The organism is Rhodoferax lithotrophicus, assembly GCF_019973615.1.
Classification (GTDB): Bacteria; Pseudomonadota; Gammaproteobacteria; order Burkholderiales; family Burkholderiaceae_C; genus Rhodoferax; species Rhodoferax lithotrophicus.
Genome location: NZ_AP024238.1, coordinates 4,877,987 through 4,894,494, shown reverse-complemented (window position 1 = coordinate 4,894,494; position 16,508 = coordinate 4,877,987). Strand labels below are relative to the sequence as shown.

The window sequence follows — 16,508 nt, the reverse complement described above, 5'->3', positions numbered from 1 at the left end:
TTTAATTGTGGAATTCTTATACGTTTCATTCTATGCGCCATGACCCGAACAAGATAAACCGGCGTTGCAGGCCTCGCCCATCCAACGCCTGGATGCCTCAACCTGCCTTATGGATCCCGCTGAACCAACTCAAACGCCCCCAATGCCCTGGCCTGCCCATTAATCACGGCATCTACCTGGTGCCGTCCGGGGTAATGGGTGCGCGTACTCATCTGATCCAATGACAGCTTCTTGACCAATGACACGGTTTGGCCTGGGGCAAGTTCCAGCGTTTTGAGCTTGAACACCTTGGCGCGGGGCTGACCGCTGGCTTTGACGTAATGCACCGCCAAGTCCACCAACACCGTCTGGGGCGCAGACAAGGGGTTATGCAATTCAAAGGCAATACTGACTGCGTCACCAATGGCGACACGCGCCGGACTGATCTGAACCTGTTCCACCACCACCTGGGCGCTCTGGCCAAAACCCAACACCGCAAGGGCCGCAGTTTCACCCCGTTTGACGGCCGAGCGCAGGGCGTGGCCGACGATCCAGTTGCGCTCGGCAGTGGCATCCTGCAGCCAGGCCTGGGCGGTGTGGGCCAAGATCTCGGGGTGATCTTTGCCAATGTCGTTCAGGTTGTTGGCCACCGAGCGGCGCACATACAGCTCGGGGTCATCCTTGAGCCGCTCCAGCAAGGCCAGCACCGGTGTTGGATCATGCTGAAACTGGCGCAGGCGGGGAGCCCAGGGCAGGCGCGGGCGGGTGCCTTCCGACACCAGCCGCCGCACATGGGCGCTGGGGTCTTGCGTCCACGCCATGAGCTGCGCCAACGTGGCCTCAGGGTGGTGCAGCAGAAAGGGGCGAATGCTGAACTCGGCGGTAAAACGCTGGGTCAGCGCGTGCTGGGCACGCATCGACAACTCAAAATGCGCCAGGCCGTACTCGGCCACAAACTGGGTGTGGGGTAGGTACAAGAATGAAGCCAGGCTCAGGCCGGGGTCGCGGCCATGCGGCTGATCCAGCGAGTCCAGCAGGATCGCCACCGCCCGACCGTAATCGTCTGGCAAGTAGGCGTGCAGGGCCTGGGCGATTTTTTTGCCACGCGGCATCAGCTCAAGTGCGTCATACCCGTCCAGCACCTCACGCACAAAACCCGCGCTGTTGAAAGCCGGGTGCACCGCTGAGATCATGGCGGCTATGGCATGCGGCACATCAGCGCCATATTGGTTTTTCAGGGGCTCTGCCATAGGTTTCTTGTTCAGTTTTGATTTGATAGCGGCTTGCGCACTGTCCACAAGCCTTCCAGGCTATAAATCACCAATGCCGACCAGACCAGGCCAAAGCCGACAAACCGGGTGGATTCAAACGTCTCTCCGTACATCCACACTCCCACCAGCATTTGTAGACTGGGCGAAATGTATTGCAGGATACCCAGCGTGGCCATGGGAATACGGCGTGCGCCCGCTGCAAAAAGCAGCAAGGGCACCGCAGTCAGCGGCCCGGCCAGCAACAGCCAGCCCAGGGTGGGTATGTCACCCTGCACCAGCGCACCTTGCCCATGCCAGGTCCACCACACCAGCAATCCCAGCGCAAACGGCGACAGCAGCAGGGTTTCCAGCGTCAGCCCTTCCAGCGCACCCAGCGTGGCCACCTTGCGCAGCAGGCCGTAAAAACCAAAGGTGAAAGCCAGCACCAAAGCCACCCAAGGAAGCCGCCCGGCCTGTACCGCCAGCCACAACACACCCGTGGCCGCCACCGCCACAGCCAGCCACTGACCGGGGCGTGGACGCTCTTTCAAAAAGATAAAACCAAACGCCACATTCACCAGCGGCAAGATGAAATAGCCCAGGCTGGCATCCACCACATGGGCGTTGTGCACTGCCCACACGTACACCGACCAATTGGCCGACAACAGCAAGGCCGACAGGGCAAATGCTGCCAGCACCCGAGGCTGGCGCAGCAGCTCGCGCAGCCAGGCCCAGCGCTTAAGCACAGCCAGCACACACACCAGAAACAACAGCGACCACACCATGCGGTGCATCACCACCTCAAAAGGATGGACGTTGCTCAGTTGCTTGAAAAAAATGGGGAACAGGCCCCAGCAGATGTACGCCAGACCGGCATAAAGCACGCCGGTGTTCATGGTTGGAGATCACTCATGTTCAGAATGGTAAGCACCAAGTTATTGGGGTGCGGTGATGAAGGTCAAATGTGTCCGGTATGCGAGGATGGACAAGCTGTACCGGGGATGGATATACTGTATTTTTGCACAGTTATAAACCCATTTCCCATGGCCATCACCCTCACCACCTTGCGGCGTTATGCGCTGGCGCGCAGCCTGTTTGGCCCGCTGAGCCTGGAACGCACCATTCAGCGCCTGGGCTTTGTGCAGGCCGACCCGATCCGCGCCCCGGCAAGGGCACAAGACCTGACGCTGCGTCATCGTGTCAAAGGCTACTGTGCCGGTGATCTGGAGCGGCTCTACCCCACCCTCGACATTGAAGAAGACTTTTTCGTCAACTACGGTTTTCTGCCGCGCGCCACCCAAGCCCTGATGCACCCACGCACACCCGCCGCCGTGTGGTCACCCGAGCGCCTGGCGCAGGCCCAGGCGGTGCTGGACTTTGTCCGCGCCCACGGCACGGTGCACCCACGCGAGGTGGATGCACACTTTGCCCACGGCTCGGCCCGCAACTGGTTTGGTGGCTCGTCCAGGGCCAGTACACAGTTGCTTGATGACATGCAGTACCGCGGCCTGCTGCGTATTGCCGGGCGCGTCAAAGGTGTGCGCACCTACGCCGCGCACCAGCTGCCAGCCCCGGATTCCCTCGTCACCGACCCGGCCCAGGCCATGGATGCGTTGGTGGACGTGATCGTGCAGAAATACGCCCCCTTGCCGGAGCGCTCACTGGCTGAATTGGTGGGTCTTCTGCGCGGGGGAGCGCCCCAGTGGGCGAGTCTGCGCCAGGTTGCCCTGCAACGTGCCAAGCAACGGCTGGCCAGTGCCAACGTGGACGGTATCACCTGGCTTTGGCCTGGGGATGAAAACCCCGCAGCACGTTGCCAAGTGCCCGAGGCGGTACGGTTGCTGGCTCCGTTTGACCCGGTGGTGTGGGACCGGCGGCGCTTTGAGCTTTTTTGGGGCTGGGCCTACCGTTTTGAGGCCTACACCCCGGCCCCCAAACGGCTGCGCGGCTACTACGCCTTGCCCTTGTTATGGCGTGACCAGGTCATTGGATGGGCCAATTTGAGTGTTCAAAACGCGCAGTTGCAGGCCGATCTGGGCTATGTGTCAGGCCGCGCCCCAAACGAGGCGGCCTACCGGCTGGCACTGGACGACGAGCTGGTTCGCTTGCGCGTATTTTTGGCCTTGCCCAGCCGCAGCCCGGCTTGACTACGCCAGTCGCCGCAAGACCATCCTGGCGCAGGCTTCGCTCAGGCCTAAAGTGGTGTCATTGCCCGGGCAAACCCCTGTTTGTTGGACGGCCAGGTGTCCGGTCTGATGCTGTCAACGCCCGGTTTCCCGTTGTGAACAACCGGCTGGCCCGCTGGGGCTTTTCCTTGAAATACCGTGATGTGGCTGGATTTTTCGGTGCGTGGGGCGTTGCCGCCCAGAAGGCTGAGGAAACTACGCTGGGGATGGCCAGGTGTCTTTGGATATTGGGACCGTTTCTGACTCACACCGGTCTTTTTCACTGTACTTTGAGTAGTCAGGTACGCAGCAGGAGCCGACGGCCACAAGTGCCCGTTTTCGGGCAGGCCAGCTTCATCATTTCTGAGGCTAATCAGCAGCAGTTCGCGGGAATTTCTTCATGCCAAAAGCTTATATTGAGCGTAAGGGACTACAGTGATCCCGCGCACTAAACCATTTTTTAAGGCTATATCAGCGCCCTGGTAGATCAATCAAGGTTTGGCTTACAGTGTCTCGGTATGCCACCATTATGAAGTTTTCGTTGCGCCATATAAGTGCAGCATCCAGAAACTCTGGCCATTGATTCTGCGTCATCTTTTGACCGATCACGCGTGCCACTGTAGGCGCAACTATCGAGTCATGAGAGACGAAGACATGCATGCCTGGTTGCGACGCAATGCTCGCGAGCATATGCTTGATAAGGCGGTGTGCGGCTTCAGATGGATCCGCCATCCCAGGTAATGCACCTTCACCAGAAATTAGATGCTGGATGACCCCATCATTTCCTAATTTCAGCCAGTTTCCCCAAGACATCTGCTCGTCAAGTACATAAACCCCAGGTGCACCTAAATGGCGATCAACTGAAACAAGACATTCATTGGTAGCGGATTGAGTCAAGATCTCTGCGGTTTGCATGCATCGCCGCACAGGACTGGAATGAACTGATTTGATCCTGCCATGCATCGCTTTTCTCAGTTCATGACACCAATAAATGCCCAACTCATTTAGGGGCACATCAATGCCTGTGGTGCCGTCAGGAATGCCATCACGGATGGAGTGCCTGACAAGCATCGCCACTGGCTCAGTTTTCGGCACGGTCTGGAGTTGCCGGATGGTCCGACACAACGCATTCTTTTCAATGCTGCAGGTCATATTGCATCAGCCACCAGAATGGATGGCAGTGTACTCAGGTGTCTTACTTCCTTCAGCTCGAACCCAGCGCGCCTTAGCAGGTCTGCAAAATGCCCCAATGATCGCTCTCGCCCACCGGTAGCCATCAGTAAATGGAGATCGCAAAGTCCTCCACCAGGATTGTCATCTGATAACACCATCTCGACAACAAACAGGCGACAACCAGCGCTCAAGCTTTCACGCGCACGGGTCAAGATGCGTAAGGCATCTGCATCATCCCAATCGTGGAGAATCCGAGCCAAGATCACAACGTCTGCAGAAATTCCCCATTCGTCAAAGAAGTCCCTGGGCAGCCAGGATATCGGCGCACGTTTAGCGTGCTCATGACGAGCCTGCTGAATGACTTCCGGGCGATCCAATAGTGTGATGTTCAGGTCTGGATATTCATCCAACAAGACATCGGCTAAATCGCCCAAGCCACCCCCTGCATCAATCAGCCGTTCAGTTCCGGTCAAGCCCAAAGCCGCCGGAACACCCAGGTAGTCGTGGCGCGCGTAACTGCGTAGCATCTGGTGATGCAACTCACCACGTGCAGCGTCCATTGCAACTGAGCCGAAAATGTCTGGAGAATTCCATGAGCCACCCCGACGTATTGCCTCAGACAAATTTGCCCACATTCTTGGAAAGTGATAGCCGTATTCAATGGCAGCGTGCGCCAATGTCAACGGATGATCCTTGCGCAAGTACATGCCACGATCTGTCAACCGCCACACGCCAGAGACCTCGTGGACAATGTTCATTTCACTCAGTGCTCGCAGCATCCTAGTCAAACGATCTGCATGCAAAGCCAATTCTTTGGCAAGTTCTAAAGCCGTCGAAGGCAGGGTATCCAACACTCCAAGCTCAACGGCAGAGGCGATGGTTTGAGTACGCCAAAAACCAACCATATCAGCAGACAAGGCCGAGAAATCAGAATGTCTCTGGGGGCGTAATACCGTCAGAGTTCGTCCAGTTTCTTCGATGATCTCCAGCCCTCCACTGAAAGTCTCGACACGGGCTTGCCCGTTATAGAAGGGTTCAACTGATGCAAACCGGCGTGTATAGATCGGGTGCCCGGCACAATCGATGTGCATCCACCCACTTGAATCCCTTGCGCGCGCAAAACCTTTGTGAAATACATCCAGGTCTTCAAACCAGAGGCCGTGCAACATTTCTCCGGTCTCGTCAATGTGGGTAGAAACACCCAAGACAGACTGAACGACTGCGATGCCATCTCGATAGTCTCCCGCATAGCGCCATCTGTCGCCATATGCTGGAACACCCGCTGAATTGATATGGAAGTAGTCACCAGAGAACGCTCTGACCGTGCAACGTCCCCCTTGGAAATTTCCACACCAGGCGTATCGTTGCGAATAGACATGTGCACCTGCTGGTGTAATGTGAAAGGCACCATCATCAGCAACGACTGCAGCCAAGCCCTCATAAAAACCGAATGTCCGCCTGAATCGGCTGTTGTATGCAGTAGATCCATCGACTTGGATATGCCAAGCCAAGTCCCCAAGGCGTACCGGTGCCAGGCCTGGAGCGTGGAACTTCAAAACGGAGTCAAAACGATTGGTGTAGATTGGTACTGCCTCCCTGAGGTGATGCGTCCCACAAGAGGAGATAGTCAAATCATCCCAACTCATTGAGTCACCTCAACGGGTTTGCGCATGTTGCATCCCAAGCACAAGGCCTTATTTCGGTAAGACAACTTCAAATCCCGATAGGCTGGGCCGTTCCAAATCTCAATCACACCGAGTTCATGAAGACGGCCAAAATCGCCCAAGGTGCGACGTTGGGCGTCTGGTGCACAACAAGGATCAAAGCGTCCCTCTGCGCTCACCCATGCTTCTTGCCCCAAAAATGGGCACACGCCTTCGGGGGCGAGATCCGTCAAAGCACTTTCATCTAATAGAAAGATGTTTTCCAGCAAGAGCGGTCGACCATTGGGCAGCATGCGTTCAGAAACGGCTTTGCGAGCTTCAAGAACTGCCTCGTTCCATCGCTGAATAGACTCTGGGATCCTTCGCAGTGACAACATCTCGATTTCTTTGAAATGTGCCCACAAGTGATGCCCTTTCAATCGATCCACGCCAAGTTCAACCGCAAGGCGAACGATATCAGCCAACTCGCCGACATTCGATTCCAGAAAGGTCATCTGAAAGGTCACACGACACCTATTTCCACCAGCGGCAGCGTGAGTATCTCGAACAGCAACGAATTCACGCACATTGCGCAGCATCGCATCCCAGCGAACTCCAAGCATGATTGACTCTTGTGTTGCCTGGGTGGCCCCATTCCACGAGATCTTCACGTCCGAGGTCACTGGAACGATGCGCTCTGCCCATGTTTTTGCACCAAGCCTAGGAAACGTGCCGTTGGTCGTAAGATTCAGCTTGACACCGTGGTGTTGGCATAGATTCAGGATGCTCTCGAAGTTGTCATATACAAGCGGCTCACCCATGGTGGATGGGATGATTTCGCGCAGACCATGGGGAACAGCCTGCGCAACCACCTGCTCAATCAGATGGAACGGCATGATTCGACGACTTTGACCACGCGCCTGACGTTGATCCTGCAAGGTACTGTGTGGAGAGTGTTCCTCGCACATGATGCAGTTCAGGTTACATGTATCTGGATTGGTGTCGAAGGTGATGCGCCAGGGGCCATCTCCGGCCTTGATCCGAGCGCGATCTCTGCGTCGAAGCTGTGATTCATATATTGCCTCAATGTCACAGACATGATCATCAATCGGTGGGATATCTCCTGTTTCACTGAAGAGATAGCCACGCTGACCCAATCGCTCAAGCAACATTGGCTCATCTATCAGTCGCTGCATTTGCACCGCGAGTGCCTCATGTGATCGGTGCTCAAACAGCAGCCCATTTATTTCGTGATGGACATACTCTCCCATTCCACCGACATTAGCAGTGATAACAGGCACTCTCGCCTGCTGTGCCTCGTGGATGACCAAGGGGGAGTTTTCAACCCAGACCGACGGAACAATGATCGCATCCACCTGATCGAACACCTCCCGAACAATGTCCTGATTCCGATATTCGGGCATCCACTGAACTCGTCCAACAAGCCCGGCAGGTAAATCACGAGCCAAATCTTGGAGCGCTTCTGTGTCCTGGCCGCGGTGACGTCCCCAAATCCGCAAAGCGGCGTCACCACGCACTAGACCGAAGGCTTTGATCAAATCGTGAATGCCTTTGGCAGGAATGTGCGTTCCAATGTAGCCAAAAGTAATGGATTCACCCAGTGTACGCTTGCGGCCTTGTGATCTCTGCCGATCAAAGCCATAGTCCAAGTATTTCAACTTGCCCGCTGGCAAGCCAAAGTCATCTCGATATCGATCAAGCAGGTATCTGGCTGGAGCGATGAAGACATCAACCAACTCAGCCATCTCACGCATGTGCTGCATGCGACGCGCCACCCATTTGGTCCAGTAAGCAACATCCGTTTCATATTCGTTCGACGCACCACTGAAATAGCGTGAATAGCAACGTTCCGCGCACTTTCTGTCTTCTTGACCATCGCACGCCGCCCATAGATTTTTTGGATCCACAGGAAAGGTCTGCATGAACTGCCCACGCGGACACATCACCCAATAGTCGTGAAGGGTATAGACAATGGGGATTTCTCTGCTGGCTGCCTCATTCAACAAGGATGTAGACAGGTGGTTGAGATGACCGACATGAACAATATCGGGCTGCAGCATATCCAGTAGTTCCGCGAAACGCTGGTCGATGCCTGTCGCACGATACCTGTCTTTGTTGCGGGGGTTGTTGACAAGGTGCAAAGTAATCCTCGCATCCTCAGGGTCCTGCTCGGTTCTGATGCGATAGTCCTGTGCGAAAGAGTCCTCTTCACGGGTGAATACGTGGACCTCATTCCGATCAGCAAGCGCCTGACACAAGGTTTGGCTGTAGACCTCCGATCCAGCGTTGTATCGCATCGGATAGCCATGGATAACTTTCAGTATCTTCATGTGGCACTCAATGTATTGGATGGCGAGTAGGCTTCGTGTTCAAAATCGGCGATAAGGCGTGACAGCCCCTCTCTCAATGGCACTTGGGGCACCCAGTTCAAAGCACTTTTGGCACGAATCGGTGCTCCATAGAACCTTGCCACGTCAAAGTGGCGAGGAGGGGCGCTTATGACCGTGGATTGACTCTTGGCAAACTCAATTGCCAGTGCTGCAAGTTCGCCCAGCGTGGTCGCCTTGCCTGAAACAAAATGAATTGGGGCTAAGCCTTCTCCCCCATCGACCATACGTTGAATCAGTGAAACGATGCCACGACTGACATCTTCTACATGGGTGAAATCGAACGTGTGATCTGCACCATCAACTCTTAGCGATGCCCCTGCGACTGCAGCTCTGGCAAACGCTGGAACAACTCGATCCACATGGTCAGAGGTTCGCCCAAAAACGTTTGATAACCTGACAATTGATGTGCGCAGTCCGTATTCACGAGCAAGTTGAACCAGACGCTCACCTTCCACTTTCGAGCGGGCGTAGACGTTCATGGGCATCAACGGGGTATCCTCAGTCGCCGGAAGTACAACTGGCTGGCCGTAGACCTCCCGACTGCTTGCAAAGATGATCCACGGTAACCGATTTTGTTTCTTTCCTGCATTCAGAACATTCATGAGACCACCAACATTGGTCGTCCAGCAAAGCTCAGGATCACGCTCGCCCCAAACAACGCGGGAGACTGCCGCAAGATGCAACACCCCATCGCAGGAGGTCATTGCGTCTGCAACGCTAGTCGCGTCGCGTACATCACCTTTCTCACTACCTTTGCCTCGAATGTCAAAGCCCTTCACCACAAATCCTTGCTCGGACAACGACTCTCTGACAACACGACCTATCAAGCCTTCTGATCCAGTGATCAGTACTCTCTGATTCAATTTTTAACTCCAAGAATGTGAGCAGCCGAGGTTATGTTTACCTCGGCTGCATAGGTATATCTATTGCCTGCCTATTTTTTAGGTTTTGGCTTTGATCTAGGTATGGATTTCTTGCGAAAACTGACATCACGAATCGCTGGCGCACCCAGTTGTATGACGATTACCTGTTGCTTCGCTAACGCTTGGGCTTGTTCTCGGTCGTAACTTCGAGAGAGGTAATAAGAGGGATGAAGAGGATTTAGCTGGTTGGATCGATTGTCCAACGTGGCTTTCGGTATTGATGTAGGCATCGTATTGGCTCCAAATGAAAACCAACACGGACGATCAATGCTTCTTTGGGTCTGAGAGGCTGCCTGGAGCAAGGCATGCGCATAAGCGCAATGAGGTCAATGTTGGCAAACGGGTCATTCTCAACGAAGATACTGACTCAACGGATTAACCGTCACTCCGAACCCGAACCTGGAGCATGAAGAGAAGTAGCAACGTCAGATCAGATATTACCCGACATTCACGGGCTGTCAGAGTTCAAACCTTGTCTTCAAGTGCCGTGAAACCGATTGACTTTGACCACGCTCGCTTGGCTCAAGCCGGTCGAGCCTGTGGCACGTAGCCTTGCGTCAGACTGTTCCGATCATGGGGGCATTCCCTGCCCAGGCGGCAACTTAACGTGAAAGAACCCAACCGTCAGACGAGCAAACCCCTGACCCGACCAAGCCATGCGCAAGACACGTTAATCTCAAGAAGTCAGTAAATCAGGCGTGCGCAGGCACATAGCCGTGCTTGACCAACATCTGCAACCAGCGCGGCGCATTGCGCGCCACCATCAAGGCCTCGTAGTCCACTGTTTTATCCACGTAATGCGTCTTTTTGCGCAGCATCGCATAGATCGTGCGCAGCATCTTGTGCCCCAACGCCACGATGGATCGTTTGTGCCCCTTGCGCACGTTGAGGGCCTGAAACTTATCTTTGAGCGCGCAGCGACTGCGCCCAGCAGCTTGCGCGAACTCGCACAGCAGCCGACGCACCCAGGCGTTGCCTTTTCTGATGCGCCCACTTTTGCGCTTGCCTGCGGACTCGTTGTTGCCCGGACACATGCCCACCCAGGATGCCAGTCGCTGCGCACTGCCAAACACGCTCATGTCCACACCGATCTCCACCAGCAGCATGGCCGCTCCCATCAGGTCAATGCCCGGCAAGGTTTGCAGCAGTTGCAAAGGTACCCCATAACCGGCATCCCGCAAAGAGCGCAGCAACTCTGCATCAAAGCGGGCGATACGGTTTTCGAGCTCCTCGATATGCACCATGATTTCGGTGAGAACAAAGCGATGTGCTGGTGTGAGTTCTTCAGCCTGTAGCGCCTCAAAGATATCTTCGCGGCTGGCACGCAAGCGATTACTGGCCAAGCTCAGCACCTCGGGCACGCTTTTGCCTGCGATCAGGGCCTTCACCATGGCGCGTGCTGACTGCCCGTGCAAGTCAGACACCACCACACCCAAGCGGATACCCGCATCGGTGAGCAGTTTGTGTAACCGGTTCTTCTCGCTGGCGAGCATGCCGCCGAGCTTTTGTCTGTGTCGTGCAATATGGCGCAGGCTGCGCAGGTCAGCTTTGGCAATGAAGGAGGCCCGCAGCAGCCCGGCGCGCGCCAGTGTGGCCAGCCACTGCGCATCGGCCACATCGGTTTTGCGACCCGGCACCGCTTTGACGTGGCGGGCATTGACCACCCAAGCGATGATGTCCACTGACTCCAGGGCTGCAAATGGACTTTTCCAGTAAATGCCGGTGCTCTCCATGACAACCACATCCGGGCTGATCGAGTGCGCCCATTCAGCCAGCGCTTTGCGGTCGCGCTTGAAGCCGCCGAACTCGTGCCGCTCGACGCTGACAGTGCCATCGGCTTGCTCCACGATGGCGCAGCCGCTGATCTGGGCTTGGTGCACGTCCAGGCCAATCACGCGCTTGTAGATGGGGGTAAGTTCCATCGATATCCTCCAGTTGAAAGGTAAACTTCAAAACTGGAGGTGCCGGGGTACCCCACCGAAATTGCTTGTCCGGCCTTGCGCCCGGCAGCCCTGTTTAACGTGAGATCTCATCGGCAAAACCGATGGAGTCAATTCGGGGTACGAGTCGGTGTGGGTGAGTCAAGTTAGCTATCGGGGTGCCAGCCCCAAAGAATTTTCTCGACTTCTACCTCTGCACCTCCTCCCTCAAGTTTCTTTCATCATCCGGGGCATCGGCCTGGATTCATGAAAGTTAGCTCGATACAAGGTCGATGCCGAAGCGCGACAATCGGCGCTCTGTCCGAAAATACCATGCAAACCAAATCTTTATCCCTCTTCCCTGTCGTTTTCGCCATCGCCGCAGGCATCATGCTTCCCAGCTCAGCGTCCTTCGCGGCCAAACACCAAGCCACCAAGCCGGTGCCTCACAAAAAGGCCGCGACAAAGGCTGCGCCCGCCGTCAACGCCCTGCCACCACTGGCTGCTGAAACCAGCTTGGCAAGTAACCCGCCGGCGCTGCCCGCCAAGGCGTGGCTGTTGATGGACTTCGACTCCGGCGAGGTGCTCGCCTCGGCCAACGCGGATGAACCATTGCCGCCAGCATCGCTGACCAAGATGATGACCAGCTACATGGTCGAGCAGGCGCTGCGCTCCGGCAAACTCAAGCAAACCGACCTGGTCTCGGTCAGTCAGAACGCCTGGTGCCGGGGTTCGAGCACCGAGTCGTGTATGTATCTGCCGCTCAACAGCCAGGCTACGGTGATCGACATGCTGCGCGGCATCATCATCCAGTCGGGCAACGACGCGTCCAAGGCGATTGCCGAGCACATGGCGGGCTCCGAAGAGGGTTTTGCCAAGCTGATGAATGCCGAAGCCCAGCGCCTTGGCATGACGCACACGCATTTTGTGAATCCCACCGGCCTGCCCGACCCGGCGCACAAGTCGTCTGCGCGTGACCTCGCCATCCTGGCGCGCGCCATCATCCGCGACAGCGTGGACTATTACCCGATCTACGCGGAACGCGAGTTCAAGTACAACGGCATCAAGCAAGGCAACCGCAATGCCCTGCTCTATACCGACCCGAGCGTTGACGGACTGAAGACGGGCCACACCGAAGAGGCTGGCTACTGCCTAGTCACCTCATCCAAGCGCAACGGGATGCGCCTGGTCACGGTCATCCTCAACACCCACAGCGCTCAGGCGCGTGCTGACGAGACGCGAGAGCTGCTCGGTTGGGGCTTCAGCAACTTTGAGAAGGTCACCCCGATTCAGCCGAACACGGTGGTTTCGAGAGCCAAGGTCAGCTTTGGCAAGGCAGACACGGTTGCCGCCGGTCTGGGCGAACCGTGGGTGTTGACCGTGCCGCGAGGCCAGCAAGTGCAGACCTCGGTGGAGCTCAAGGCGGGCCTGGAGGCACCGGTGACCAAGGGTTCTGTGATCGGCAAGGTGATCGCCACCTCAAACGGCAAGTCCGTGGGCGAAACCCCGCTCGTCGCGCAGGCCGATGTGGAACGCGCGGGCCTGCTGCTGCGCATGTGGCAGCACATGACCAAATTGTTCGGAAAGTGAACGCTGGCGAATGGGCGCTAACAGGCGCTCGTCGCCACGGCGGGTGTGAACGTCAAGTTCGGCTGAACAAGAGCCGGCCGTACAGCGAAATCGCCGAAAATCCATCCCTTGCATTCCATCAGGGATTCCATATGAAATTCAGAATAAATCAATAATTTGCGTGCTTGGCGCATAATATTGACTTATTTCATTCATTCATTCATTCATTGGATCGCTGCAATGTTGATCGAGTTCCGCACCAAGAACTTCCGTAGCCTACGCGACGAGCAGGCGCTCAGCCTGGTTGCATCCACCGACCAGACCTTGCTGGACACCCATGCCCTGGCTACCGGGCTGAAGGCGGCCCCGCATTTGCTCAAAAGCGCGGTGGTCTATGGTGCCAATGCCAGCGGCAAGTCCAACCTCATCAAGGCCCTGCAGTACATGCGTGGCGTGGTGCTGGAATCGGCCACGCTGCAGCCGGGCCAGACGTTTGACCGACTCCAGCCCTTCAAGCTGGATGCCACATCGGGCAGCCAACCCACAGAGTTCGAGGCCACTTTCATTCTCGACGGCGTGCGCTACCAATATGGTTTTGCCATGAATGCGCAACGCATCGTCAGTGAGCAACTTCTGGTCTACAAGGCGTTCAAGCCACAACGCTGGTTCGAGCGCCACTTCGATGCCGAAAGCGGCAAGGATGTATATGAATACGGCTCCAGCCTGAAGGGCGCCAAGAACTTGTGGGAGGGGGCGACCCGACCCAATGCCTTGTTCCTGTCAGTGGCTGTGCAACTCAACAGCGAGGCCTTGCGCCCTGTCTTTGACTGGTTTGCAAATCGACTGGTGATCGTCAATGAGCAGTCGCCCTTATCGCCACAGTTTTCGGTGCAAATGCTCAAGCAAGAGACACAGCGCAAAGCCATTTGCGAGTTCCTGCGTGCCGCTGACATCAGCATTGCCGACATTGAACTGGCCACCCAACAGGCCGTGGTGCGCACCATCAAGTTTGACCTCGCCACCGGCAAACGCGAGGAGACAGCCAGCGAGCAGGCTGTGGATGAAGTGAAGTTTCACCACGTCACCGAGCACGGCAAGGCCGTTTTCGACCTGATGGATGAATCCAGCGGCACCCGCAACCTGTTGTTCCTCACCGGACCCATCCTGGACATCCTCAACAAGGGGCAGACGCTGGTAGTGGATGAACTCGATACCAGCCTGCACACGCTGCTGGTGCAGGCCTTGGTGCGCATGTTCCACCGGCCTGAAGTCAACACCGGCGGTGCGCAGCTGATCTTTACCACGCACGACACCTCGCTGCTCGATGCTTACGGCCTGTTCCGCCGCGATCAGGTCTGGTTTGTTGAAAAGCGCCCGGATCAAAGCTCATCGCTGTATCCCTTGCTCGACTTCAGTCCGCGCAAGAATGAAGCGCTGGAACGGGGCTATCTGCAAGGGCGCTACGGTGCGCTGCCTTTCCTGCGTAATCGGTCCTTGGGAATGAAACTCTGATGGGGCGCGACAACCAGGCCAAAGACCGCCAGTTGCGCCGCCAGGCGGCCAAGACGGCGCGGCGTGCCAGCTACGCCCGCATTCTGATCGTGACCGAAGGCAGCAAAACCGAACCGTTGTATCTGGAAGAGATCCGCGCCGCACATCAGCTGCATTCCGCCAACGTCGAAGTGCAGCCGGGGCAACTGGGCACCGCGCCCATCCAGGTGGTGCGTTACGCCCAGCAACTGTTTGAAGAAGGTGATCTGCGCAAAGGCATTCGCCCCAAGAGCTTCGACCAGGTCTATGCGGTGTTTGACCGCGACGACCACGACAGCTATTTCAACGCTCTGAATTTGGCGAAGTCGCTGGATGGCAAGCTGCGCAATGACGACAGACAGCCAGTCCGCTTCAAAGCCATCGCCTCCATCCCCAGCTTCGAGCTGTGGCTGTTACCGCATGACGAGGAGATTCAAGCCCCCATCCATCGCGACGAGGTGATGGTGCGTTTGAAGCAGCACATTCCTGGTTACGAAAAAGGCGCAGGCGGTGCGTTTGTCGCCACTCGAAACCAGCTGAAAACGGCAACGCAACGGGCGCAGGCACTGGCAGAGAGGTTCAATGCCTATACCGACCCCGAACCCTTCACTGCCTTGCACGAACTGGTCACGCTGCTGACCACGCTACGCGCCTGAAGATGGTCAATGCGCTAAATCCATGACATCCACTCCACCGCCCCGCACGCTGCCGGCCTATGAGCAGGTCAAGGCCATCATCAAACAACAGATCTCATTCACCCGGAAAGATGGCTAAATCAGTTGCGCCATCAACATCTTTAAAAATGCATCGCATTGCGCGAGCTGTTCCACTTCCACATATTCATCGGCCTTGTGGGCCTGGGTGATGGATCCCGGTCCGCACACCACCACAGGCACGCCGAGGCGGCTGCTGAACAGCCCGCCTTCGGTGCCAAAGGCCAGCTTCACGGTTTCGGATTGTGGCCAGAAGGACTTCACAAAGGCAACGGCATCTGTGGTGGGCGATGTTTCCAGCCCGGGGTAGGCATTGACTTCTTCAATGTGGATATGGGCCTCTGGGGCAATAACTTGGGCCTGCGCCGTGATGCGGGATGCCGCTGCCTGCAAAAGATCTACCAGGTCACGCGGGTTGTCGGCTGCGATGTTGCGGATTTCAAAGTCCATATCACAGCGTTTAGGCACGATATTGAGCGCAACACCGGCGCTGAACTTGCCCACGTGCAAGGTGGTGTAGGGCACATCGTAAGCTGCGTCGTGTGCGCCCTGCGTGCTCAAGGTATTTTGCAACTGGCGCACTTCCTGTACTAGATCGACACCCAAATGCAGGGCGCTGACGGTTAAGGGTGCCAGTGCAGAATGTCCCTCACGGCCATGACAGCTTGCATGCAATGCGGTCTTGCCTTTGTGGCCAGTGGCCAACTGCATCAGGGTAGGCTCGCCGATGATGCACAGAAAAGGCCGCTCCGGTCCAGCCTCCAGTACATCGAGCAGGCGGCGCACGCCTATGCAGCCAATTTCTTCGTCGTAGGACAGGGCAAGTTGTAAAGGGCGCGACAGCGGCATGCTTGCAGCCTCAATAAGTGCATGCAGTGCACAGGCAATAAATCCTTTCATGTCGGCACTGCCCCGTCCATACAAGCGACCGCCTTCTTCCGTCAAGGCAAACGCTGCTCGGGTCCAAGCCTGGCCTTCGACCGGCACCACATCGGTATGGCCCGACAACACCACACCAGGAACGCCCCGGGGACCTACCGTGGCAAACAGATTGGCCTTGGTGCCGGTTTCGTCGTGCACCAAAAAGCTCTCAATGCCATGAGTCTGCAACAAGGCGCGCACGTAGGCGATCAGCTCCAGATTGGATTCGCGTGTGATGCTGGAAAAAGAAATCAGCTCGGACAGGATTTCACGGCTGCGGCTCAAGGGCATGGGTATCTTTCACGTCGGGTT

At 56.5% G+C, this 16,508-nt stretch carries 12 protein-coding genes; 4 read left to right on the top strand and 8 right to left on the bottom strand.

Translation table 11 applies throughout. The features are described from left to right. Positions 1–107 precede the first annotated feature (107 nt). Entirely contained in the window at positions 108–1,229 is a 1,122-nt protein-coding gene (locus tag LDN84_RS22625; RefSeq protein ID WP_223906241.1) for a DNA alkylation repair protein, read from the bottom strand. Positions 1,230–1,240: 11 nt separating this feature from the next. Then, entirely contained in the window at positions 1,241–2,125 is an 885-nt protein-coding gene (gene rarD / locus LDN84_RS22620) for an EamA family transporter RarD (RefSeq protein ID WP_223906239.1), read from the bottom strand. A gap of 147 nt (positions 2,126–2,272) precedes the next feature. Here rarD and LDN84_RS22615 point away from each other — a divergent pair, with 147 nt between their 5' ends. After that, the gene (locus LDN84_RS22615; RefSeq protein WP_223906237.1) at positions 2,273–3,376 is read left to right on the top strand and encodes a DNA glycosylase AlkZ-like family protein; all 1,104 of its coding nucleotides are present in this window, start codon (positions 2,273–2,275) and stop codon (positions 3,374–3,376) included. A 489-nt stretch (positions 3,377–3,865) separates the two neighbouring features. On the opposite strand, the gene LDN84_RS22610 is transcribed toward LDN84_RS22615, so the two are convergent. From LDN84_RS22610 to LDN84_RS22590, 5 genes are all read right to left on the bottom strand, one after another. Further along, complete coding sequence (locus tag LDN84_RS22610) at positions 3,866–4,546, bottom strand: histidine phosphatase family protein (RefSeq protein WP_223906235.1); 681 nt, start codon at positions 4,544–4,546, stop codon at positions 3,866–3,868. After that, the gene (locus LDN84_RS22605; RefSeq protein ID WP_223906233.1) at positions 4,543–6,213 is read right to left on the bottom strand and encodes a methyltransferase; all 1,671 of its coding nucleotides are present in this window, start codon (positions 6,211–6,213) and stop codon (positions 4,543–4,545) included. The genes LDN84_RS22610 and LDN84_RS22605 overlap by 4 nt, the downstream gene beginning before the upstream one ends. Further along, the gene (locus tag LDN84_RS22600) at positions 6,210–8,561 is read right to left on the bottom strand and encodes a glycosyltransferase (RefSeq protein WP_223906231.1); all 2,352 of its coding nucleotides are present in this window, start codon (positions 8,559–8,561) and stop codon (positions 6,210–6,212) included. The genes LDN84_RS22605 and LDN84_RS22600 overlap by 4 nt, the downstream gene beginning before the upstream one ends. Further along, on the bottom strand, positions 8,558–9,484 hold the full coding sequence (locus tag LDN84_RS22595) for an NAD-dependent epimerase/dehydratase family protein (protein WP_223906228.1): 927 nt from the start codon (positions 9,482–9,484) through the stop codon (positions 8,558–8,560). Before LDN84_RS22595 ends, LDN84_RS22600 begins: the two co-directional genes overlap by 4 nt. A 752-nt stretch (positions 9,485–10,236) precedes the next feature. Next, positions 10,237–11,466, bottom strand: a complete 1,230-nt coding sequence (locus LDN84_RS22590) for an IS110 family RNA-guided transposase (protein ID WP_223906226.1) — start codon at positions 11,464–11,466, stop codon at positions 10,237–10,239. 330 nt (positions 11,467–11,796) lie between these two features. Here LDN84_RS22590 and LDN84_RS22585 point away from each other — a divergent pair, with 330 nt between their 5' ends. The 3 genes from LDN84_RS22585 (at position 11,797) to LDN84_RS22575 (ending at position 15,218) form a co-directional block, all read left to right on the top strand. Beyond that, positions 11,797–13,053: a D-alanyl-D-alanine carboxypeptidase family protein gene (locus LDN84_RS22585; protein WP_223906224.1), complete on the top strand. Its 1,257-nt coding sequence runs from the start codon at positions 11,797–11,799 to the stop codon at positions 13,051–13,053. 219 nt (positions 13,054–13,272) lie between these two features. Beyond that, positions 13,273–14,544 carry an AAA family ATPase gene (locus tag LDN84_RS22580; RefSeq protein ID WP_223906222.1) on the top strand — a complete coding sequence of 424 codons (1,272 nt, stop codon included), beginning with the start codon at positions 13,273–13,275 and terminating at the stop codon, positions 14,542–14,544. After that, positions 14,544–15,218, top strand: coding sequence for an RloB family protein (locus LDN84_RS22575; protein ID WP_223906220.1), 675 nt, complete (start codon positions 14,544–14,546; stop codon positions 15,216–15,218). Before LDN84_RS22580 ends, LDN84_RS22575 begins: the two co-directional genes overlap by 1 nt. A 114-nt stretch (positions 15,219–15,332) precedes the next feature. Here LDN84_RS22575 and argE read toward each other — a convergent pair whose 3' ends face one another. After that, the gene (gene argE / locus LDN84_RS22570; protein ID WP_223906218.1) at positions 15,333–16,487 is read right to left on the bottom strand and encodes an acetylornithine deacetylase; all 1,155 of its coding nucleotides are present in this window, start codon (positions 16,485–16,487) and stop codon (positions 15,333–15,335) included. Between the last annotated feature and the right edge of the window lie 21 nt (positions 16,488–16,508).